The organism is Vibrio sp. B7 (assembly GCF_963888765.1).
Lineage (GTDB): Bacteria > Pseudomonadota > Gammaproteobacteria > Enterobacterales > Vibrionaceae > Vibrio > Vibrio anguillarum.
This window is the reverse complement of the sequence record NZ_CAWPKR010000036.1, coordinates 49,058-69,883: the sequence shown is the minus strand read 5'-3', so window position 1 is coordinate 69,883 and position 20,826 is coordinate 49,058. Positions and strand designations below refer to the sequence as shown.

Annotated in this window: 18 protein-coding genes; 11 read left to right on the top strand and 7 right to left on the bottom strand. The window is 44.4% G+C overall.

Features of this window, described 5'->3' with window-relative positions; all coding sequences use genetic code 11:
- Positions 1 to 19 precede the first annotated feature (19 nt).
- Positions 20 to 739 carry a 5-oxoprolinase subunit B family protein gene (locus tag AACV32_RS12685; RefSeq protein ID WP_017048796.1) on the top strand — a complete coding sequence of 240 codons (720 nt, stop codon included), beginning with the start codon at positions 20 to 22 and terminating at the stop codon, positions 737 to 739.
- Positions 736 to 1,665 carry a 5-oxoprolinase subunit C family protein gene (locus AACV32_RS12680; protein WP_170895211.1) on the top strand — a complete coding sequence of 310 codons (930 nt, stop codon included), beginning with the start codon at positions 736 to 738 and terminating at the stop codon, positions 1,663 to 1,665. The genes AACV32_RS12685 and AACV32_RS12680 overlap by 4 nt, the downstream gene beginning before the upstream one ends.
- A 44-nt stretch (positions 1,666 to 1,709) precedes the next feature.
- Here AACV32_RS12680 and AACV32_RS12675 read toward each other — a convergent pair whose 3' ends face one another.
- The 3 genes from AACV32_RS12675 to AACV32_RS12665 form a co-directional block, all read right to left on the bottom strand.
- On the bottom strand, positions 1,710 to 3,191 hold the full coding sequence (locus tag AACV32_RS12675; protein ID WP_017046088.1) for an FAD-dependent oxidoreductase: 1,482 nt from the start codon (positions 3,189 to 3,191) through the stop codon (positions 1,710 to 1,712).
- A 275-nt stretch (positions 3,192 to 3,466) separates the two neighbouring features.
- Complete coding sequence (locus tag AACV32_RS12670; protein ID WP_017049001.1) at positions 3,467 to 5,908, bottom strand: ABC transporter permease; 2,442 nt, start codon at positions 5,906 to 5,908, stop codon at positions 3,467 to 3,469.
- Positions 5,908 to 6,582, bottom strand: a complete 675-nt coding sequence (locus tag AACV32_RS12665; RefSeq protein WP_013867953.1) for an ABC transporter ATP-binding protein — start codon at positions 6,580 to 6,582, stop codon at positions 5,908 to 5,910. The genes AACV32_RS12670 and AACV32_RS12665 overlap by 1 nt, the downstream gene beginning before the upstream one ends.
- Here AACV32_RS12665 and tesA point away from each other — a divergent pair.
- The 4 genes from tesA (at position 6,581) to AACV32_RS12645 (ending at position 12,318) form a co-directional block, all read left to right on the top strand.
- Positions 6,581 to 7,183, top strand: a complete 603-nt coding sequence (gene tesA / locus AACV32_RS12660; RefSeq protein WP_017049000.1) for a multifunctional acyl-CoA thioesterase I/protease I/lysophospholipase L1 — start codon at positions 6,581 to 6,583, stop codon at positions 7,181 to 7,183. The genes AACV32_RS12665 and tesA overlap by 2 nt on opposite strands.
- Before the next feature lie 81 nt (positions 7,184 to 7,264).
- Positions 7,265 to 8,464: an enoyl-ACP reductase FabV gene (gene fabV, locus AACV32_RS12655; protein WP_170895210.1), complete on the top strand. Its 1,200-nt coding sequence runs from the start codon at positions 7,265 to 7,267 to the stop codon at positions 8,462 to 8,464.
- Between the two features lie 200 nt (positions 8,465 to 8,664).
- Positions 8,665 to 10,575 (top strand): sensor domain-containing phosphodiesterase, encoded by a 1,911-nt coding sequence (locus AACV32_RS12650; protein WP_170895209.1) that lies wholly within the window; start codon positions 8,665 to 8,667, stop codon positions 10,573 to 10,575.
- 87 nt (positions 10,576 to 10,662) lie between these two features.
- A complete protein-coding gene (locus AACV32_RS12645) occupies positions 10,663 to 12,318 on the top strand; it encodes an ABC-ATPase domain-containing protein (RefSeq protein ID WP_026028383.1) in 1,656 nt (551 codons plus the stop codon).
- Between the two features lie 166 nt (positions 12,319 to 12,484).
- Here the strand turns inward: AACV32_RS12645 and AACV32_RS12640 are convergent, their stop codons facing one another.
- Positions 12,485 to 13,108 (bottom strand): DNA-J related domain-containing protein, encoded by a 624-nt coding sequence (locus tag AACV32_RS12640; protein ID WP_170895208.1) that lies wholly within the window; start codon positions 13,106 to 13,108, stop codon positions 12,485 to 12,487.
- Positions 13,109 to 13,414: 306 nt separating this feature from the next.
- Between AACV32_RS12640 and AACV32_RS12635 the strand changes: the two genes are divergently transcribed.
- Positions 13,415 to 14,083, top strand: a complete 669-nt coding sequence (locus AACV32_RS12635; RefSeq protein ID WP_170895207.1) for a DUF2238 domain-containing protein — start codon at positions 13,415 to 13,417, stop codon at positions 14,081 to 14,083.
- 114 nt (positions 14,084 to 14,197) lie between these two features.
- Positions 14,198 to 14,410, top strand: a complete 213-nt coding sequence (locus AACV32_RS12630; RefSeq protein WP_010318303.1) for a hypothetical protein — start codon at positions 14,198 to 14,200, stop codon at positions 14,408 to 14,410.
- Here AACV32_RS12630 and AACV32_RS12625 read toward each other — a convergent pair.
- Together AACV32_RS12625 and AACV32_RS12620 are read right to left on the bottom strand one after the other, a co-directional pair.
- The gene (locus AACV32_RS12625; RefSeq protein ID WP_026028382.1) at positions 14,367 to 15,059 is read right to left on the bottom strand and encodes an HAD family hydrolase; all 693 of its coding nucleotides are present in this window, start codon (positions 15,057 to 15,059) and stop codon (positions 14,367 to 14,369) included. The genes AACV32_RS12630 and AACV32_RS12625 overlap by 44 nt on opposite strands.
- Before the next feature lie 231 nt (positions 15,060 to 15,290).
- A complete protein-coding gene (locus AACV32_RS12620; protein WP_013867962.1) occupies positions 15,291 to 15,800 on the bottom strand; it encodes a hypothetical protein in 510 nt (169 codons plus the stop codon).
- A gap of 188 nt (positions 15,801 to 15,988) precedes the next feature.
- Here AACV32_RS12620 and AACV32_RS12615 point away from each other — a divergent pair, with 188 nt between their 5' ends.
- The 3 genes from AACV32_RS12615 to AACV32_RS12605 all read left to right on the top strand — a co-directional run bounded on the left by AACV32_RS12615 (position 15,989) and on the right by AACV32_RS12605 (position 19,895).
- On the top strand, positions 15,989 to 16,465 hold the full coding sequence (locus AACV32_RS12615) for a CreA family protein (protein WP_026028212.1): 477 nt from the start codon (positions 15,989 to 15,991) through the stop codon (positions 16,463 to 16,465).
- Positions 16,466 to 16,578: 113 nt separating this feature from the next.
- Entirely contained in the window at positions 16,579 to 17,883 is a 1,305-nt protein-coding gene (locus AACV32_RS12610) for an inosine/guanosine kinase (protein ID WP_170895206.1), read from the top strand.
- A 296-nt stretch (positions 17,884 to 18,179) separates the two neighbouring features.
- Positions 18,180 to 19,895, top strand: coding sequence for a putative bifunctional diguanylate cyclase/phosphodiesterase (locus AACV32_RS12605; RefSeq protein ID WP_170895205.1), 1,716 nt, complete (start codon positions 18,180 to 18,182; stop codon positions 19,893 to 19,895).
- A 120-nt stretch (positions 19,896 to 20,015) separates the two neighbouring features.
- Here the strand turns inward: AACV32_RS12605 and AACV32_RS12600 are convergent, their stop codons facing one another.
- A complete protein-coding gene (locus AACV32_RS12600; RefSeq protein ID WP_170895204.1) occupies positions 20,016 to 20,735 on the bottom strand; it encodes a carbonic anhydrase in 720 nt (239 codons plus the stop codon).
- Between the last annotated feature and the right edge of the window lie 91 nt (positions 20,736 to 20,826).

Sequence of the window (20,826 nt, the reverse complement as noted above, 5' to 3'; positions counted from 1 at the left end):
TCATCACAAGGAGTGTTAAGTGGCATTGAACTACAGCATTGAACCCGTTGCGGAATGCAGCCTCTTATTGCGTTTTGCTCACCCGCCATCGGCCGATCTCTCACTCGATATCGGACAAATTGCGCAACAGATCATGGTGCAGTTTTCTGCTTACCTGATGAATGTCACCCCTTCTTACACTACCATTTTGATCGATTACCTTCCTTATCGTATAAGTCAAAGGGAGCTAGAGCAGCAATTGTTCACAGCGATCGCGGCCTTATCTTTAGCTGTGGAAGCCACCCACAATTTGGTTGAGCTTGGCGCTTACTACGATGAAAGTGTCGGCCCAGATTTGAAGCGCTACCATGCGCTTGGTTTATCCACGCAACAAGTTATCGCGCTACACACTCAAACGGTCTACACCGTTTGTGCCGTCGGTTTTGCACCAGGCTTTGCCTTTATGGCTGAAGTAGATGAACAATTACGCTTACCGCGCCATGCCACCCCACGCCTTAGTGTGGCCAAAGGCAGCGTCGCGATTGCAGAACAGCAAACGGCCGTCTATCCGAACAACTCTCCCGGGGGATGGAATATCATCGCTAATTGCCCCCATGCGCTCTTTTCTCCTCATCAAACACCAATGACGCCTTTTTCGATTGGAACTAAAGTGAAGTTTACAGCGATGACTCGCGAGGAATTTTTATCATTAGGAGGTGAAATACCTCAATTAGCCTCGCAGTGGGAGCACCATTCATGAGCCCCCTACTACAGGTGATAAAACCCGGTCAACTGAGCTTAATTCAAGATTTTGGCCGCTTTGGTCTCAGTCATATCGGTGTTACTCAATCAGGACCAGTCGATGATTACGCCTACAGTTGGGCCAACCATTTACTGGGTAACCGAGTCAATTTAGCAACGCTTGAAATCACGCTTGGTCAGGCGGAATTTCATGTTAAACATCCATGTATGCTGGCAATTGCAGGTGGTGATTTATCGGCCACGTTAGATGGAAAACTGATTGGTAATTGGCGAAGCTTTAGCGCGCAAGCCGGGCAAACACTGAAATTTGGCCTAGCCAAAAATGGCTTAAGAGCTTATTTGGCCGTGCGCGGAGGGTTCATTGTGCCTCACCATTTAGGTAGTGTTGCCACCGTACCCAAAGAACAGCTTGGTGGGTTAACGCAAAACGGTGTACCACTGCAAGCGGGCGATTCACTGCACTTTAATCCCCACGCTATCGATAACAAACCCGTACACATTACTTTTCGTTATAAGCCTGATTATAATCTGCCACTTAAATTACGCGTCATTGAAGGCTACCAAGCCCTGCAATTTTCATCGCAGCAACTCGATCGCTTTTATCAAACCAGCTTCACTGTCAGTCAGCATGCCGATCGCATGGGCTATCGTCTTAATGGCGATACGGTTACCCCACCCGCGACACCTATTTTATCGGAAGGAATTGCTTTGGGGGCGATTCAAATCCCGCCAGATGGCCAACCGATCATTTTACTCAACGATCGCCAAACCATCGGCGGTTACCCTAAATTAGGGTGTGTGGCTCGCATTGATCTGCCCCGTTTGGCACAAGCAAAACCGGGGCAGAAAATACGTTTTGTCAAAGGTGATATACAAGGCCTGCAAGAGGTTTGGTGCCAATGGGCGCGTTATTTCGGCTACTAACGACTATCACCTTGCTCCTTTAGAAAACCGCAAGGTGTCACCAATCAAACCATACCGACAATTTTTGCCAATGCTTCAGGATAAGCGCGTGCCTTAGCTAACGCGATGGCTTTCTCTTCCACCTGCTCAAGAGCCAAACTCATGCTGATTGGGTGACGAGCTTCTATCGATTGTAGCAAGTCTTCATCGTTCACTAACTGCCAATGCTGAACAATTTTAGTTGCCGCTTCCAACGCGGATGAACCTTTGACCACTTCGATTCGCGCATAATTATGAGCTTCAAACGTAACATCAGCGGCTCGTAATGTGGCATCTTGGCCAGGAATTTGCTGCGCACCAAACAGTGGCTTACCAGCCACTTGAGCTTGAATATACTGTGGGATGAACTGACTCATGTGGTGTATGGCTCGTTCACTGCGCTCTTGCAGTGCGTCCTGTTGCCAACCGTTCTTAATTTTGCGTTCGAGATAATCAGGCAATACGGGCTGTGATGATCCAGCTTGCGAGGCCACTAACCCATCTTTAAATAACGTGATTCCCTCGGTCATACCATGCAACTGAAATAGACCATCAGCATACGGTGTTAGCTGAGCCATTCCTTGTGGGGTGCCTCTTGGCCCGTGAAAAATCACTTCTGGCCATTGCTGGTCGCATTCTGCCCAACGGGTAACGTAGGCCGCTTTAAATTCCACCAAGCGTTGACGCGGAGCCTTAGCCAAATCATCGACTATTCCCGTTTCATAACCACATGCATTGACTAAATAATCGGCATGGATAACGTGTTCATGCTCTTGATCATCCAAATAAACGAGCTGCCATTGCTCATCAATAAAATCAGATTTGATTAATTTAGCGTGCGTTAAAACTTGGCAATGAGGCATCGCCGCTAACGCAAGCTCAGCACTGGCCGCCAGCCGAAAAACACTCCAACCGTATTCCTGCACCGCAATGACTGGGTACTTCAACTGATTTAAATCTGCATGTTGAGCAAAAGGGATCACCCAATCATCGAATGATGTCGGTTGATCACTCTGTTGCTGAGTTGCTAATACCTGCAGTGCTTCACGGCTGTAGAGTTTGAAATACTCTTGGGGTTGACCAAGCTGCTGATTACGTGGGTCTTCATCAACCAATTGTTGATAGCTGCGCTGAATAAGCTCTAGCCTTGGTAATAAGGCTTGCGGCTCACCGCCATCACTATGCGGAACAGCAATCACAGTCGGTCGCTTATTCAGCGTGTGTGGGTAGAGCCTGACGGTTTCAATCGATTGCTTAAGTAACTCAAGACACTGCTGCTGCGAAATTTCGCGATAGAGGTTACCGCCCGCGTGCAGATGGCAAATCGGCGGCCCATTAACGAGGCCAGCGCTTTTTTCCAAAAGCAGCACATTGAGCCCCAGTTCTCCCATATGAACGGCGGCAGTGGCACCAGCCACACCCCCACCAATAATTGCGACACATGGAGAATCTGTATTGAACTTTTTATATGACATAAGATACGAGTACTCTGGAAAACCCGGATGCATTCTAAAGCTTGTAAAGCGTTATTAAAATCACATTTTTCACGTGGTCTTATCTGTTTTACGACTAACAAGCAATACGCATAATCGACAAATAACTTAAAAAATTGCTTGACTCAATAAAGCCAAAACGACGTTTTTTCAACCTTGTGAATAACAAAACTGCGCAACCCAAGGTAACTACGGGGCTAAGCGCAAATAGGCCGTTATCAAGCCGTCGAGTTATCCCAAACTTTATCCACTGTTTTTGTGGATAACTCAGTCTGGGATTATCGATACCGCTAGTTAAAGTCTTTATTTATAGGGGTTAACAGCCGCTTAATTAAACTACTCACGACCAGCGATAATGTGCAAAACGTCGCCAAGGGTAGCACCAACCACATGCTGTAATGCGCCATAGGTTCTAGTTCAAAACCGAACTTCATGACGCTGGCCACCACCGCGTCAGAGCCAAGGCTTGCGACAACTCCGGCAATGAGCGCCATCAAACCGTATTCAGCCCAAATAGTCTGCTCAACGCGGCGCTTGCTGGCCCCTAAAGTGCGGTATAAGCGAATTTCTTGTTGCCTCTGGCTTAAACTTAAACGCAACAGGGTAAAAATCAGTAAAATACCAGCAATCACGCTCATTGCAGCCAGCACTGTCACTGACCAGATAATTTGCGTCAGCAAAGTTTGAATCTTATCGCCCATTGCCCGGATATCCATCAAACTGACCGTAGGGTAAGTGCGAGCAAGGGTGGCAAGCAAGGCGTTATCTTGATCTTGCGCTCTGAAACTCACCAGCCACGTGGCAGGGATCTCCTGCAATAGGTCTGGGGTAAAAATGAAATAGAAGTTAGGCTTCATTTCTCGCCACTCGACTTGGCGAATGGAATTTACTTTCGCTTCCACGGTTTGGCTATTGATCACAAAGCCTAAACTATCACCCAGTTTCAGCCCCAAATCACGAGCAACGTCCGATTCAACCGAAACGCCACCTTGCTCTGTCCACACTCCTGCCGTCAGTTGGTTATTGCTGGGTAGCGATTCTCCCCAAGTGAAATTGAGCTCTCGCCTCAACGCATCACTCCCCTCTTCACCTTGAGCTTGTTGCTTGGCCTCTATGCCATTAATAGTCGATAAACGCCCTCGGATGATCGGATAGGCTTGCGAACGCACAATGTTGGCGCTGTCTAACGTGTTAAGGTAATCATTAACTTCATTTGGTGAAATGTTGAGTGCAAATGCGTTATGAGCATCGCTGGGTAAGGTTCGCTGCCAATCAGAGAGTAAATCGGTACGCACTAACCAGATGATCGCCAATAACATTAACGATAGTCCTAACGCGCCGAACTGGACTCCGGTCGTGATTGCCGAACGATTGATTCGGCTGAGCGCTAATTTAAGCGCGGTAGAGAGCGGAAGACGTCCTAAACTACGAGCAACCAAAACACTGACCACAGCAAGCACTGCAAAAAGCGTCACTATCCCAGCCAACACAATCCACACTAAGAGATTATTCCAATAAGCCCACAGCATCGGCACTAACGGAATCAAGATGAGCAACCCATTACGGCGATGATTCGGTTTCGCTCGCTCTGTTTGCATGACATTGAGCGCACTGGTATCTAGCAAATGCAGTAAAGGAATGCCGAGTGCAGGAAAAGCGATCAATACACTCGCCATCAGCGCAATAAAAGCGGGTTTAGCGCCATAACTCGGTAAAGGCGTAGGCAATAAATCCACCAGCGGCACGCGTAATAAAGACTCTAGGCCAATGCCGATCAATACCCCAAGCACCGCAGCAGAAACAAACAAAATCACCACTTGTACGATCAACCATTGGCGGATCCAACGTTTGCTCGCTCCAAGGCTTTTTAACATGGCGATGGTTTTTTGCCGCGTAGAAACATAGTGCTGACAAGTCAGGACTAATGTGGTTGCCGCCATGATGATCACAATCGCTACGGTTAACGACAAATATTGCTCTGTGCGTTCAAAAACCTCATTCGTTCGGCTGGCGCTATTTCGGTCGCGCCAACGATCGCTAGGCGTTAAAGTAACGGGCTGTTTTACTGCTTCAATCTGTCCATCATCACCATTAATGAACACGCTAAATTGCACTCGGCTCCCCAATTGAAGTGCACCAGTACGAGCCACATCGTCTTGGTGGATCAACACCGCGGGCATCTGTTGAAACGGATTAAAGCTGAGTCCCGGCTCCTCAAGGATGCGTCCCGATACCGTAAAGTCGGCATCGCCCAGCGTGACCTGATCACCAATTTGAACGTCTAATTGCGCAAACACTCGTTCATCTAACCACAGTTGATTCGGCGCAAGGTGCTGAAATGTCGTCACATCATCAGAAAGACGCATTTCACCGCGTAGCGGATAAGCACTATCCACTGCTTTGACAGTGACTAACTGCATACCGCGCTCACTGAATGCCATTGTCGCGTAACGCGTAAGTTGTGAAGACGGCAATTGCAAGCGCTCGATCTGATCGAGCAATGACGCTGGGGGTGGGTTTGCGGAAACAAACACACTATCGGCAGTGAGTGCGTCTTTACCTTGTTTAACAATCACTTGCTCCATACGCTCAGCTAAGGCAGTCAGCGCAAAAATACAAGCAATGATCAAGGTTAGCGCCACTGAAATAGGCCACAACTGTCCGTGGCGGATTTCACCTAAGCTCCAGCGAATTAATCGTTTATTGAGTGAACGGCTCGACATCTCGCTCATTACCGCTCCTCCAACATACCAGCTTGCATGTGGAAAATACGATCACATTGAGCCGCAAGAGCGGGATCATGGGTAACCAGCACTAAGGTCGTTCCGTGCTGCTTATTTAATTCAAACAATAATGAAACCACTTTTGCCGCGGTTTCTTGATCAAGGTTGCCAGTAGGCTCATCGGCAAACAGCACTTTCGGATTGATCATAAAGGCTCTTGCTAGCGCGACTCGTTGCTGCTCGCCCCCTGAAAGTTGTGCAGGAGAGTGATGCATTCGATGCGATAAACCAACGGCCGTCAACAAGGATTTAGCACGATCCACATCCTCTTTTTCGCCTTTTAACAAACAAGGTAGCGTCACGTTCTCTAACGCAGACAAGCTTGGGATCAGCAAAAAGCTTTGAAACACAAAGCCAACCGATTGACTGCGGATCGCCGCACGTCCTTCATCGTCCAGTTGAGACAATGGCTGACCCAATAGCTCTACCTCTCCGCGTGTCGGCGTATCAAGCCCAGCCAACAGCGTCATCAGGGTTGATTTCCCCGCACCAGACGTTCCGACTATCGCCACGCTTTCACCACTTTTGATCTCTAGGTTTACCTCTTTTAGGATTGTTAAATGCTCTTGATTGGTAGAGACTGTTTTAGATAATGAATGTGCTCTAATAACGGATGTTTGCATGACTCGACTTCTTTCCTTGATTTGTATTTTATTATTCTCGGCTAGCGCTAGTAGTACCACACTCTTGATATTGGGTGATAGTTTAAGCGCTGGTTACCAAATGCCGATTGAAAACGCTTGGCCTAGCTTGCTACCTAATGCCTTGCAAGCTGAAGGTAAATCAGACATTGATGTCATTAATGCCAGTATTTCTGGCGATACAACGGGCAATGGCCTAGCCCGCTTACCGTCACTACTCACCCTACATACCCCTGATGCGGTGCTTATTGAGCTTGGTGCGAACGACGGATTGCGTGGCTTTCCACCTCAATTGATCAGCAGCAATTTAACCGCCATCATTGGCCAAATAAAAAAAGCAGGCTCAACCCCTCTTTTGATGCAGATCCGCATTCCACCAAACTATGGCAAACGCTACAGCGATGCCTTTTATAGCCTCTATTCTGAGCTTAGCCTCAAACACACTGTGCCGTTACTGCCCTTTTTCTTAGAGCAAGTGATCATTAAACCCGAGTGGATGATGGCTGATGGCTTACATCCGACGGTCGACGCTCAGCCGTGGATCGCCAATTTTGTTGCGCAACATTTAGCAGAGCATCTCTGATTTTAATGCCTCAGCTCAATGAACTTTACCTAGTTTTACGATATTTTTTAGACCATTCCCCTAACCGCAAAGGTACAAACTATGCACATTGAACCTGTGATCAAAGGTGTGGTCGCTCGCTCTGCTCATCCACTCGGATGCGAACAAGCTGTGTTACAACAGATTAATTACGTAAAATCTTGCAGACCGATCACTCACGGGCCAAAACGAGTTCTCATTTTAGGCGCATCTTCAGGCTTTGGGCTCGCCGCCCGCATTGCCCTGACCTTTGGTGGTTCAGAAGCCGATACGATTGGCGTTTCCTTTGAAAAAACGCCATCAGAAAAAGGGGTTGGTAGTGCTGGTTGGTACAACAATCTCTTTTTTAAACAACAGGCCGAACAAGCGGGTCGAGTCGCCGTCAATATCGATGGGGATGTTTTTTCACCATCAGTACGCGAGCAAGTGATTGAAGCGATAGAGACCTATTTTGAAGGGGAAGTCGATTTAGTCATTTACAGTATCGCCAGCGGCATGAGACCAAAACCCAATTCAGATCAGTATTGGCGCTCCGCCATCAAACCGATTGGTGAGGCCGTTTCTGGTGCGACGATATTACTAGAAAACGATACGTGGGTAGAAACCACCATTGCCCCTGCAAATGACGAAGAGATCGAAAGTACACTGAAAGTGATGGGTGGCGAGGATTGGGAAAACTGGATAGATACGCTGATCAACACTGAATCGATTGCACAAGGGTGTAAAACCATTGCTTTTTCATACATCGGCCCTCAGATTACTCACCCCATTTATCTTGACGGTACACTTGGACGCGCCAAAATTGATTTGCACCAAACCAGCCACTCTCTCAACCTAAAATTGTCTAACTATGGCGGCGGGGCTTATGCGACTGTTTGTAAAGCTTTAGTCACGAAGGCGAGCGTGTTCATTCCCAATTTAAGCCCTTACATTGTCGCATTGTATAAGGTGATGAAAGAAAAAGAGACGCACGAAGGATGTATCGAGCAGATGCAGCGTCTGTTTAGCGAAAAACTCTCTAGCAAAGGCAAAGTACCCGTTGATGGCGAACGACTGATCCGTATGGATGATTGGGAGCTCAACCCAGATACTCAGCAAAAAGTGGCCGATTTACTGGAGAAAATGGATCAGTACAACTTTAAGCAACTAGGTGATTACAAGGGCTTTAAGCAAGAATTCATGCAGCTCAATGGCTTCGACTTTGATTGTGTTGATTATGCTCAAGAAATTAATATCGACCATTATATCAAGCAAGCCGATTAACTCCTTCCGTATCATTTACGAGACACAGCTAACTATCTCAATGCCCCAATATTTTATTGGGGCTTTTTTTTGTTACATTGGCGGCGCGTTCTTATTCTTAATACCATACTATGGTCATAGGAGCGGATCTTGTCATCGTCAGTCTAGAGCAATGAATGCTCGGCTTTTTTAAGCTTTGTCATCCAAAGGAATTTGATAATATGTCGAAAATAAAGACACATGAGATGCTCATCCCCTCTTCAATGATGGATGGATGGCAGCGCATTGTGAATTTACTCGCTGAAATTTTAAACGTTCCGAGCGCATTAATCATGCGTGCTAGCCAGCAAAAACTCGAAATATTCTGTAAAAATACCAACGTCGACAACCCCTATCAAACCGGACATAAAGAACCCTTAGGACAAGGTCTGTACTGTGAAACTGTGATGCAAACACAGCAGGAACTATTGGTCCCGAATGCTTTAGCCGATAAAAAATGGATGCATAATCCAGATGTACCACTGGGCATGATTGCCTATTGTGGCATCCCATTAAAGTGGCCGAATGGTGATATATTTGGCACCATTTGCGTACTCGATAGCAAGGAGAACCATTTTGGCCCCACCTATCGGCAGTTACTGGAGAGTTTTCGCGATACCATTGAATCCCATCTCACCACCTTATACCAACAAGTAAGACTTCAGCAGCTCAATGATGAGCTTCAGCTTCGCGTCGATAACCGAACACAAGATCTTGCTGATCTCAACTACTCGCTCACGCAAGAGATCGATAAACGCCGCGCCGCAGAACAACAGATTCAATATCAAAAGTGGCATGACATCAGCACAGGTTTTTTAAATCGCAACGCACTTGAACTGGAGCTCAAAAATAGCCTTTTACAAGCAACAAAGCAGCACAGCGAAGTTGCCGCCATTCATATTGGTTTCACTAATGCTCGTCATATTCAATCTCACTTTGGCTACCGAGCATGGGATCAAGTCATCGCTCGATATCGTGAGCGACTAGGCCGCTGCGATAAAATTGAAATATTGACCGCTCGACCCACATCGACAGATTTAGTCTTGATCGTCAAAACAAAACTATTAGCGCGTCACTTGGAAAAGTTGTGCCATAAATTGGTCGAAATCGGTCATTCTGAATTTAAGCTCGATGACCATAATGTTCATCTTCATTCCTATATTGGTATTGCAACGAGTTTAGACACTGACAATGCTATAGAACTGCTCAAACAAGCTTCTGCTGCCATGGTCTCTTGCAAAGATTCCGGTCATAAATTTTGCTATCACTCGCAAGTATTCAGTGACTCACTCCGGCAAATCAACCAATTAGAAAGCTACTTATTACGAGCAGTGCGCAACGATGAGCTCATGCTCTATTTTCAACCTAAGGTCTCTCCAACCACTCATCGCTGGACGGGGGCAGAAGCACTACTACGTTGGCGGCACCCCGTATTGGGCGATATATCCAATGAAACCTTAATTCACATGGCCGAACAAAATGGACTGATTTTTGAAGTGGGTAACTTTGTCCTGCGATCGGCCATCGAAAAAACGAGCCAATGGGCAAAACAGGTCGATAATTTCAAAATGGCCATTAACGTTTCAGCCGTCCAATTGAAGAATGCCCAATTCGCAGACCAAGTTCGTGAGCTACTGAACACCTACCAACTTCCAGCTCGGTACTTAGAGTTGGAAGTAACAGAAAGCTGTTTGATTGCGGATGAAGTGGTGGCTCGCAACACACTGCGAATTCTACACCAACTAGGTGTGACGTTGTCACTTGATGATTTCGGCACGGGCTACGCCTCTTTCAGCTATTTGAAAAAATTTCCCTTCGATTGCATAAAAATAGATAAAAGCTTTGTACATCAATTGGATCAAAGTGAGGAAGATAAAGAAATTGTTCGCTCAATTATTCACGTTGCCAAAAAATTAAAGCTGAAAGTGATCCTCGAAGGGATTGAAAATCAAAGCCAAGAAGACTTTATCATCAGTGAAGGGTGTGAGTTTGGCCAAGGCTATTTCTATGGTAAACCGATGCCTTGTGACGAGTTTGAGGCTGGGCTACTGAACCAAAATTATGCACACCCTGTCGAGACAAAGGTTTTGTAGGATAAAGGAATCCCTTATCATGTCTTTACTCTCAGTGTGGCGGTTCCTATAATCGCCGCCTTTCCTTTCCAAACGAGCGATATCGAGATGGATTTATTAACATCAATTCTCAAAAAGCTAGAAAAACAGAACTACCGCGCCTATCAGCAGATCAAAGGTCAATACGAATTTGGTGATTTCACCTTGCATATCGATCATATCCAAGCGGACCCTTACGCTTCTGCATCTCGCTTTCGCGCTACTCGAGCATGGTCTCTGACCGGTCTGGAATGGTTAAAAGAGAAATCACCTGCTTATCAAATGGCTGCAAGAGATTTTATCGCTCGTAGTTTTGCGGAGTTTGCTAAGCAAGAGAACCATATTTCCATCGCATTGACGGGCCAAACGGTGCTTGATAGTACAGCTGTTCTCTTTACGGAGCATGGTATTGAGCTTCGTTTTCGCATCAATTTACCCGCTGAAGGTCGTGACATTCTGGCCAAGAAAGCGCTCAACATCATCACCTTCTACCTGCCAAAATTCATTCGCAGGGCCACCATTGAACGTGAACTGGATAAAGATGCCCTACTTGAGCATTGCGCTGTGATCGAAGATCAAGAAGCAATGCGTGCACAACTGGCACAGCACAATCTGGTTGCTTTTGTGGCCAATGGCAGCGTATTACCTCGCTTGGCAGGTAACTGTGATCTGCCGATGAAAGACGCCGTTACTTTCCAAGCCCCCACATCGCTAGAAGTCGAGCTTGAGACACCAAACCAAGGCAAAATTAAAGGACTCGGCATCCCCAAAGGTATAACCCTTATCGTCGGCGGTGGTTTTCACGGTAAATCGACTTTGTTAACGGCGATTGAGCGTTCAATTTACAACCATATTCCCGGTGATGGCCGTGAGCGAATTGTTACGGATCATCAAGCCATGAAAATTCGCGCTGAAGATGGCCGTTGCGTACATAATTTAAATTTGTCCAACTACATCAATCACCTACCTATGGGTAAAGAAACCTCCGATTTCAGCACTCAAGATGCGTCCGGTTCAACATCGCAAGCAGCGTGGTTACAAGAATCCATTGAATCTGGCGCTAGTACATTACTAATTGATGAAGATACTTCCGCCACCAACTTCATGATCCGTGATGAGCGTATGCAAGCGCTGGTTAGTAAAGGTGATGAGCCCATTACACCATTGGTTGATCGTATCGGGCAACTTCGCGATGATTTGGATATCTCAACACTGATCGTCATGGGGGGATCCGGTGATTACTTAGATGTCGCCGATACTGTCATCCAGATGCATGACTACCACGCTGTTGATGTGACTAACAAAGCTAAAGAAGTCATCAAACAGCACCCAACTGCTCGTCACAACGAATGTGAAACGCCACTGGCTATTTTCCCAGAACGCGCTGTGAATCGCACTGCGCTGCAAAAATTACTGGTTGATGGTAAATTCCGAGTCTCTGCCAAAGGCCTTGATTCGCTTCGCTTTGGCAAAGAATTTACCGATTTAAATGCGTTAGAACAATTGGAGTCACCTTCTGAAGTCAATGCGATTGGCTGGACTTGGTTCCAGTTTGCGCAGACTCCGGGGTGGTCAGCGCAACCAAGCAAAGAGATGATGGCTTTATTAGCAGGAACATGGCACCAAAATATGCCAAACCACGGTGACTTGGCGAAACCACGTGTCATCGATGTGATGGCGGCGTTGAACCGTATGCGCAAGTCGCAATTTAAAAACCACCAGTAAAGATTAACTCCCCTACAACAAAAGCCAAAAGAAGCGAGAGATCGCTTCTTTTTTACTTCAGTACCTTATTGCTTCAGTACATTACAGGTAGTTAGCTTAGGTATGCCTTACAGTGCCAGTTGACCTTATTCGACAAATATCTTGTCTAGAGTTTAAGGTTTGGGCTTTAACTATTTTGCCGCAAAATATTCCATGCTTCACACAACACTCGAAACGTTTCAGCATTGCCATTGTCTCTATCTGGATGCCACTTTAGTGCCAACTTGCGCCATGTTTTCCGGATTTCAATTTGCGTCGCTTCCACTGGTAATTTAAACAGCCTCAATGCTTGAAGACGATTCATATTAAGGTTACTCGTTCCACCCATTGCTTCACGGTAACGAGTCCAAAATTCGTTCAACAAGCGGCGCACTTCTCCTTCATCAGCCTCATAATTTTTCCACTGAGTGTAATAATCACGCAATGGTTCATCTGGGTCGATTTCACAATTAACGGCACGATGCGCAGGCATTAGTACAATGTCCATTGCTGATACTTGTAACCACTTTTCAGGGTAAAGCGTCTCTTGAAGCTGATAGAGCGCGTTCATGATCAAAAAATTACGCTTAAAGAGGTCTTTTTCAGGTGCGCTATCAAGTACAGGCATGAATCCCTGTTCACTTAAATGTGCCGCTAACGTATGGACTTTCCAACCGGAAGGCTGTTTACGCAACACCTCCAACATTGGCCAAAGCAGCGGATTTTCCATGTAAGATTGAAACTGAGCGGTAAGTTCTAAACTTTCAGACATACTTTCGGGCCTACTTTGGGACATAGTCTCGACGTTCACATTAAGGTTCTCTCTTCATTCAAATCCAATATCGCTTTTTTGTCGAGTTTCTTACCGCATATTATCTTGGCTTTTTGAACTAGAGTCCGTTTATCACACGCACTATCTATCAATACATAAAAAGAGAAAGATCGAGTTGTTGCATGATCTTCTCCACCTTGCAGATCTCTTTGCCAAGACAATGCGAAAATCAATCACAAAACGAAGGTAGATACGCACATCTCAAACACAAATTTCTACGTCTATAAGATACAGAATTCAACAAAATTGAACATCGTGCAAAATAGTGGCACTATCCATCGGTATTTTGTGATAGGAAAAACCATGTCTCTCAACTTCTCACGCACGCTTTTATTTTTGACGGCGATCTACGGTGTACTCTTTCTATTTTCAGCGATCGCGCCGGTTTCTCGTGCTGTCTGGTTAGCAGAAATCATCCCTGCGCTAGGGATCTTAGCACTCGTCTATTGGGCTTCAACAAAACTACGCTTTAGCTCAACGGCTTATATTCTGATGTTTGTGTGGCTTAGTTTGCATACCATTGGGGCTAAATATACATTTGCAGATGTTCCGTTTGCTTGGTTCAACGAACTGATCGGATCATCTCGTAATAATTTTGATCGCGTCGCTCATTTCTCAATTGGCTTTTATGCCTACCCTATCGCTGAATATTTAATTAGAAAGCAGCTCTGTAAACCGCTAATTGCCTCATTGTTCGGGCTTTTCTCTATCATGAGTATCGCAGCAGGTTACGAAATTCTTGAATGGTGGTATGCCTCAATCGCGGGTGGTGATGAGGGAATCGCTTTTCTGGGTTCACAAGGCGACATTTGGGACGCACAAAAAGACATGTTATGCGATACCCTTGGGGCAATGACGGCACTTTGCCTATTATGGTTTAGGCCAAAATCAAACATTCCTTACAGTGAAGTATGAAATGCCTCTAATTTTTGGAACTAAGGTAAATATTACCGAGAGCAAGTTTTGATTAGTGTTTATTCTGTGAGTACGGAGAACATGACTCTCCCTTTTTGCTGCTGAGAATTGATTATGAAAAATATAAATAAAACACTTGAAAAAATAGACTGCTGTCCACTTTGTCAACATGATGAATACTTTATTTCCACAAACAATGAAAAGTTTATCTGCGCACAATGTGGTTTTAAAACCGACCACTTACAAAGCGTCCAGCAAATGATTGGTGTACACACAGCGCTAATCAGTCATAAACACATTCATTGCTTGGCCAACAATGTGCATTGAGCCATGGTTTAAGCTCGAGTAATGTGTCGATAACAACGACATTAGGCGCTTGAGAAAAACCCTGTGGGTTAAGAGGTGCTAGCTGAACGGTTGGTACCTCTGCATTGATACCCGCTTCAACCCCTTTTGCTGAATCATCCACATAAATGCATTCTTGCAAAAGAAATCCCATATTCATCGCACAATAACGAATCAAATCAGGTTCAGGCTTCCAGCTATTCGCATCAAAGGCTGAAAAAATGCGTCCTTCAAACAAAGGGAGCAAACCGCTCCGTTGTAAAATTGATGATATTTTTTCTTTAGGTGCATTAGAGGTAACACAGTATTCAATACCCTGCTGGCGTAAATACTCAAGTAGTTCTATCGCACCATCCATGGGTGAAAGATATTGCTGGAAGAGCTCATTAACTTTATCCCGATAAAGGTTCTCTAAAAGATCAAGATCGGCGTTAATGTTCGTATGTTCAAGCGCCTGAAACAGTATGTCCGCAATCTTCCCACCTTCAAAATGGTTAATCACTTGTGCAAAAGTAAGGTGGGCTCCTAGTTGGTTCAATACATTGACTAGCGCTTCGCAGCACAAACGCTCACTATCAACTAAAGTACCTTCACAGTCGAAAATAATACATTTTATTTTTTTCTCAGTCATAAACACTTCCTTCATCCAATGCTTAATTTTAACCGTTGGGTGAATGTATAAAATGATTGAGTTAACAGAATGAAACGAAGATAAGAGTTGATATGCATAACTTATAGCCACATCACTCTTTTACGCTCAGTACGATGTTGCAGCTGACGTTATCACCACCTGTCGTGTCGAAGTGCAAATTCAGAATAAATATGATTCTAGACTCTGAATGAAGCACTTTAACAGGACAATCTACTGTTCTATAAAAACATTACCATTGCACTCATGATTAGCACGCCATTTTGCGAGCAACAACCGCGTGAATACATCTTCACCTCCAAATGCATTTTTATCCAGAGTCACGATGTCAGAGATGAGTATCTCATGTGAAGTGGAGGTGACGATACCAGCAGCCACAGGCTCCCCATTTTGAAAACCTAAGTAAAGCTCGCAAGGTGCTGAATAAATGATTTGGGTAAAGAATTCGATAACTTTTGATTGATCGTTTTTATCGCTCCATAAGCTTGCTTGCAACAGAGCAAACCATATTGTCATCCGATGAAAATCAACCAAATAAACCTCTTCGAGCAACGATAGGTTAGGCTCCTCAGTGAGCTCAATAAAAGGGCGAGAACTGCGTTGAACAACCGCTTTTTGGTAGAGATCTCGACCTTGTAAGCTCTCTTCTGTTGGAAATTCGACATTCACTTGGTCAAATAGCCATTGGTTTTTAATGGCGGCAACGTCAGGTTGGTTAATCATTGTTATTTACTTCTTCTTCTAATTGTTGCAAGCAGGATACTGACCAGATCGATATGCGACAAGCCATTACTCACATTATCCTCATCTAAACTGCAGATATGCTGGCCAAAACATCAACATAACAGCCTATATCATTCTCCTTTGATGCTGCTATCATGTGCAGAAAGATGGATAAATGGATTATAGACATGAACAAGAAACTCATCACCACCGCATTCATACTTAGCTTTGGTTTAGTTGGCTGCGATAGCAATGAAGTTGGCGATGTATCGCTCGGATTTTTCACGCTTAAAGACGTAAAAATCGAAAATCTAAGTGATGATATTGTGACTGGTGTTACGTGCCATATTGCTTCAATTGAGGCTAATTTAAGTCTTTCTGATCCAAGTGATAGCTCAATCTCGTGTCGTCAGACTGGTGACATTACGCCAGAGATGATTGCAAAAATTGATAAGAGCAAATCAGGCGAAATCGTGTTTAAGAAGTCAAAAAGCATTTTCTTCAAGTCAATGAAAGTCAGACGTATCTACGATGCAGAAAATCAAACCCTGATCTACTTGTCTTATACTACCAAAGAAACAGATGGTAGCTTCAAGCACAGCCTATCGACCGTACCGCTTTGGGGGACTAAGGCTTATAGTACGGACATAACGCTCACTAAATAGCCGCTAACGCCTCGGCGATCTGGATTTAGCTCACTTTTTTATGTAATAAAAATGAAAGGAACCTTTCATATCCGTGATATGATGCGGGAAATTTTCAATTCTCATTTTTCAACATGAAGTTTCCTGGACAGCGTAAATCTAAGCACTATTTTCCGACTCATGCTCGTGACCCTCTCGTCAATCAAATTCAACAAACGGCTATGCTCCACCGCCCAACAGTGGTCGGTGTTGGGCAAACCATTGTTGATATTGAAGCTCGTGTAGACAATGAGTTCTTAGAGAAACATCAATTGAGTAAAGGTCACTCACTGGTGCTCGAAGAGAGCAAAGCCGATGCGCTCTATGAAGAGCTAGTCGAACGAGGTTTAATTACTCACCAATACCCGGGAGATACGATTGGCAACACACTGCACAACTACTCTGTGTTGGCCGATAGCAAATCCGTTTTGCTCGGCGTGATGTCCAAAAATATTGAAGTCGGCTCATATAGCTATCGTTATTTGTGTAGAACCTCATCGCGCATGAACCTAAACCATCTTCAAACTGTCGATGGTCCTATCGGGCGTTGCTACACCCTAATTTCTGATGATGGAGAGCGTACCTTCGCCATTAATGAAGGGCATATGAATAAACTTCGCCCTGATAGTGTTCCTGAAGAGGTTTTTGAAAAAGCTTCCGCTTTAGTTGTTTCTTCTTACTTAATGCGTGGAAAGCCCGAAGATCCAATGCCACTTGCGGTCAAACGCGCTATTGAGATCGCTAAATCCAAGCACATTCCAGTGGTGTTAACCCTAGGCACTAAGTATGTAATTGAAGGTAATGCGAAGTGGTGGCAAGGCTACATCAAAGAAAACATCACAGTCGTCGCCATGAATGAAGAAGAAGGTGAAGCGTTAACTGGTGAGAAAGATCCACTGCTTGCGGCTAACAAAGCACTCGAATGGGTAGATTTAATCCTCTGCACCGCGGGGCCCGTGGGTCTTTATATGGCTAGCTACACCGATGAAAGTGCAAAGCGCGAAACTGAACTACCTCTCCTACCGGGTAATATTGCTGAATTTAACAAGTACGAATTTAGCCGTGCGATGCGAAAACAAGACTGCCTCAACCCAATAAAAGTGTATTCACACATTGGCCCTTACTTGGGTGGCCCATTGGAAATCAAAAACACTAACGGAGCGGGAGACGGAGCGCTATCGGCTTTATTGCACGATATGGCCGCGAATAGTTATCATCAACGCAATGTTCCAAACTCTGCCAAACATGATGTGCCGTATCTCACTTACTCTTCGTTATCTCAGATCTGCAAATATGCAAACCGTGTCAGCTACGAAGTGCTCACACAGCACTCTCCTCGTTTATCACGAGCATTACCAGAACGTGAAGATAGCCTAGAAGAAGCGTATTGGGATCGTTAAATCGTATGACTTCTACATGAATAAAAGCGACAATTTGTCGCTTTTATTATTTCCACAACGAATAAACCGCACGATGCGATCCTACGTTATTTAAGTCTCACCATTTCGTTTCAGAAATAACAACTTCCGTGAAATAAACTGATAACTTGTGCCTAATTGATGAATCAATAGTTTTATAATTGAGACATCTTAGTACAAGCGTTATAGTACTCTTTAAAGATGAGTCATAGAGCAATGTTTTGGATCAAGACTCACAATTATCATCCATTGCTGCTTTCGCTTGAATTAGGATTAACATGACAATGTCATTTCCGCAGGAAGAGTATTCAATTTCAGACCTAGACAGTGCCGTTGCAAAGCAGCGTCTGGTTCATATTCTCGATTTTTTTAGTCAAGGTCTGTTTTATATGAGCAGCGATGGAAACATGGTGCTCTATAATCCAACATTTTATGTACAATTTGGTGTAAACAGCGAAACTATTTCCTATGCTGATTGGCTGAGTTTGGTTCACCCTATGGATCGTGCACTGCTCAATAGCCGCGTAGACGAGCATATCAGTACCACTGAATCAAGGGAAACGATTCAATACCGAGTCAAAAAAGCAAATGGTCAATATATCTGGTTAGAGGGGAATGCGGTCACAAAAAGTGTGAACGGTGAACATTTTATGGTGGGTAGCCATAAAGATATCTCCGATCAAAAATTGATGGAAGATTACATTCATCAAGCTGCATTTTTTGACAGCTCATCAGGCCTCTATAATCGAAGTAAATTACTGCTCGATATTGATGAGAAAGCACTCAAAATTGGAGAGCCTTATTCACTTATCTACATCCAACTTGAAGATATTAAGTCTTATCTCAATCAATACGGCTCAGATATTGTTAAAGATTTACTGAATCACGTCGTAAGTGCACTGCGTGAACTGCCCGATGAATTTGCTGATTTTTACCGTATTCGTTCTGACGATTTTGCCATATTACTTAGAGGAGAACGCTCATACGATGAGCTCAAGCATATCTGCTCTCAAATAATGAAGCACTACTCGAAATCAGCCACAGAGCATGGGCACCTCTATGGTAATGATATTAGCATTGGTGTCTATCCTGAGATAAACCGTACTATATCTGCCGATGAGTTGTTAAATATTGCATCACGAACTTGCCAATTTGCTAGTGCCAAAAATCATTCTCGTATCGAAATTTACAGTGGCCGAATTCAAAAAAACGTTGATCGTTATTTCTTCATCGAAAGAGGCTTAAAGGAAGCATTAGATCAACGTTCATTGTCCGTGAAATTCCAACCCATTATTCATGCACAATCAGGACAGATATCCAGCTTTGAAGCCTTAGTCCGCTGGCGATCAAAAGAGTTTGGTGAGATTTTCCCGGACGAATTTATTCCCGTTGCAGAAAAAAAGGGGCTGATTGTTGATTTAGGCTATTTTGTCTTCAAAAAAGCCTGTGAGTTTATTGGCCGTTACAATAAACAAAATGGGGTTAATATTCGGGTTAATATTAATGTTTCAGTCCTTCAACTTCTGAAAAGTGACTTCCCACAACAGATACTAACAATGGCTAATGCTTCCGGTGTATTGCCCTCTTCTATTGTGTTAGAACTGACGGAAACTGTCATACTCGATGGCGATAAAAATGCGATTAACCAGCTTCACTCCTTAAATGAAATGGGGTTTCAACTGTCGCTGGATGATTTTGGAGCTGGTTTTAGCTCACTCAATAGCTTCTTTGATTTGCCCCTCAATCAAATTAAAATAGACAAAAGCATTGTATGGAAAACACTGACTAACCCAGCATCAGAACAATATTTAGCCTTTCTCATCCAGTTTTGTCACACCAATGGCGTCGACATTGTTATTGAGGGGGTTGAAAATGGCGACATGTACCAAAAATTTAAAGAGATGGGGGCAACTTATTTACAAGGCTATTGGTTTTCAAAACCACTATCTTTAGCCAGTGCAAGCCGCTATACATTAAATGCTGTCAATGAATAAGCACAAAAAATAGCTTAGCTAAATTAATCACTTATACCTAAATTTTGAAGAAGCAGAGCGGAAAGGAAATAGTAAACCCTGTGAGCCCGACTGCGACTTCAAATCGCTCAAAGAGCGTTGTTATTCTTTTTCTAGCACTAAGCGAGCATTGTGAGCTTGTATGGGCCGATTGTTATTTCCCATCACACTATGTAGTGCTGCACTTTGTTGCTGTGACAAACTTTTCGGCTGCTTGACCACAAACCATCTCACGCCTTCACTGCAAGGTGGCGTTGTGAGTGACCCATTAAAACGGTAATACTCATCTAGCTTAGGTAACAGTGACTGTACTGCTAACTCTTTTGCTAACGGCACACTCGCCCCAACTTTAGGCAACTCCGCAGTAAGCTGGGCTAATGGTTCGTTCTGTGCGCCCGTTTCAAACATCACCGCCAAAACTGCCAGATTGCCAGCCGCATCAGCATGCACAAAATGCGCTTCTAAAGGATATTGATGTCCTTTAATTAAGTTTTCAGAAGGGGTATGGAAGTGAAATTGTTTGAGTTCAAATTCTGTACCATCCACTACCAGTGTATTTTTCCCTGAAACTGAGGCTTGCAGCGTGTGTCCATTGTTGGTCAATGCACCCACAACGCCTGAATAGTGGATATCTAAAGATTTTAAATCAGCTTCAACGAGGCCATTGATATCAATTGGGCTTTGATTTTTGCCCATTTCACAAATTTTAGAAACATGTCCCCAATGTTCAGGGCCACGTTCACCTTCATATCCCCATTCATTTGCTTGCGCCACATAGGTAAAGCAAACGCTAATTGCTAGGGTCAACAGTTGTTTTTTCATTATCGTTCCTTGAGACAGCTTGTTATCTAAAATGTAACATTCAGGTTAATATCACGCGCACATGGTAATACATTCTTCACACCGCATCCGT

Coding starts and splice junctions, on each gene's coding strand:
- AACV32_RS12680 (WP_170895211.1), top strand. CDS start 736: ATGAGCCCCCTACTACAGGTGATAAAACCCGGTCAACTGAGCTTAATT.
- AACV32_RS12675 (WP_017046088.1), bottom strand. CDS start 3,191: ATGCATCCGGGTTTTCCAGAGTACTCGTATCTTATGTCATATAAAAAG.
- AACV32_RS12670 (WP_017049001.1), bottom strand. CDS start 5,908: ATGAGCGAGATGTCGAGCCGTTCACTCAATAAACGATTAATTCGCTGG.
- tesA (WP_017049000.1), top strand. CDS start 6,581: ATGACTCGACTTCTTTCCTTGATTTGTATTTTATTATTCTCGGCTAGC.
- AACV32_RS12665 (WP_013867953.1), bottom strand. CDS start 6,582: ATGCAAACATCCGTTATTAGAGCACATTCATTATCTAAAACAGTCTCT.
- fabV (WP_170895210.1), top strand. CDS start 7,265: ATGCACATTGAACCTGTGATCAAAGGTGTGGTCGCTCGCTCTGCTCAT.
- AACV32_RS12650 (WP_170895209.1), top strand. CDS start 8,665: ATGTCGAAAATAAAGACACATGAGATGCTCATCCCCTCTTCAATGATG.
- AACV32_RS12645 (WP_026028383.1), top strand. CDS start 10,663: ATGGATTTATTAACATCAATTCTCAAAAAGCTAGAAAAACAGAACTAC.
- AACV32_RS12640 (WP_170895208.1), bottom strand. CDS start 13,108: ATGTCTGAAAGTTTAGAACTTACCGCTCAGTTTCAATCTTACATGGAA.
- AACV32_RS12630 (WP_010318303.1), top strand. CDS start 14,198: ATGAAAAATATAAATAAAACACTTGAAAAAATAGACTGCTGTCCACTT.
- AACV32_RS12625 (WP_026028382.1), bottom strand. CDS start 15,059: ATGACTGAGAAAAAAATAAAATGTATTATTTTCGACTGTGAAGGTACT.
- AACV32_RS12620 (WP_013867962.1), bottom strand. CDS start 15,800: ATGATTAACCAACCTGACGTTGCCGCCATTAAAAACCAATGGCTATTT.
- AACV32_RS12615 (WP_026028212.1), top strand. CDS start 15,989: ATGAACAAGAAACTCATCACCACCGCATTCATACTTAGCTTTGGTTTA.
- AACV32_RS12610 (WP_170895206.1), top strand. CDS start 16,579: ATGAAGTTTCCTGGACAGCGTAAATCTAAGCACTATTTTCCGACTCAT.
- AACV32_RS12605 (WP_170895205.1), top strand. CDS start 18,180: ATGACAATGTCATTTCCGCAGGAAGAGTATTCAATTTCAGACCTAGAC.
- AACV32_RS12600 (WP_170895204.1), bottom strand. CDS start 20,735: ATGAAAAAACAACTGTTGACCCTAGCAATTAGCGTTTGCTTTACCTAT.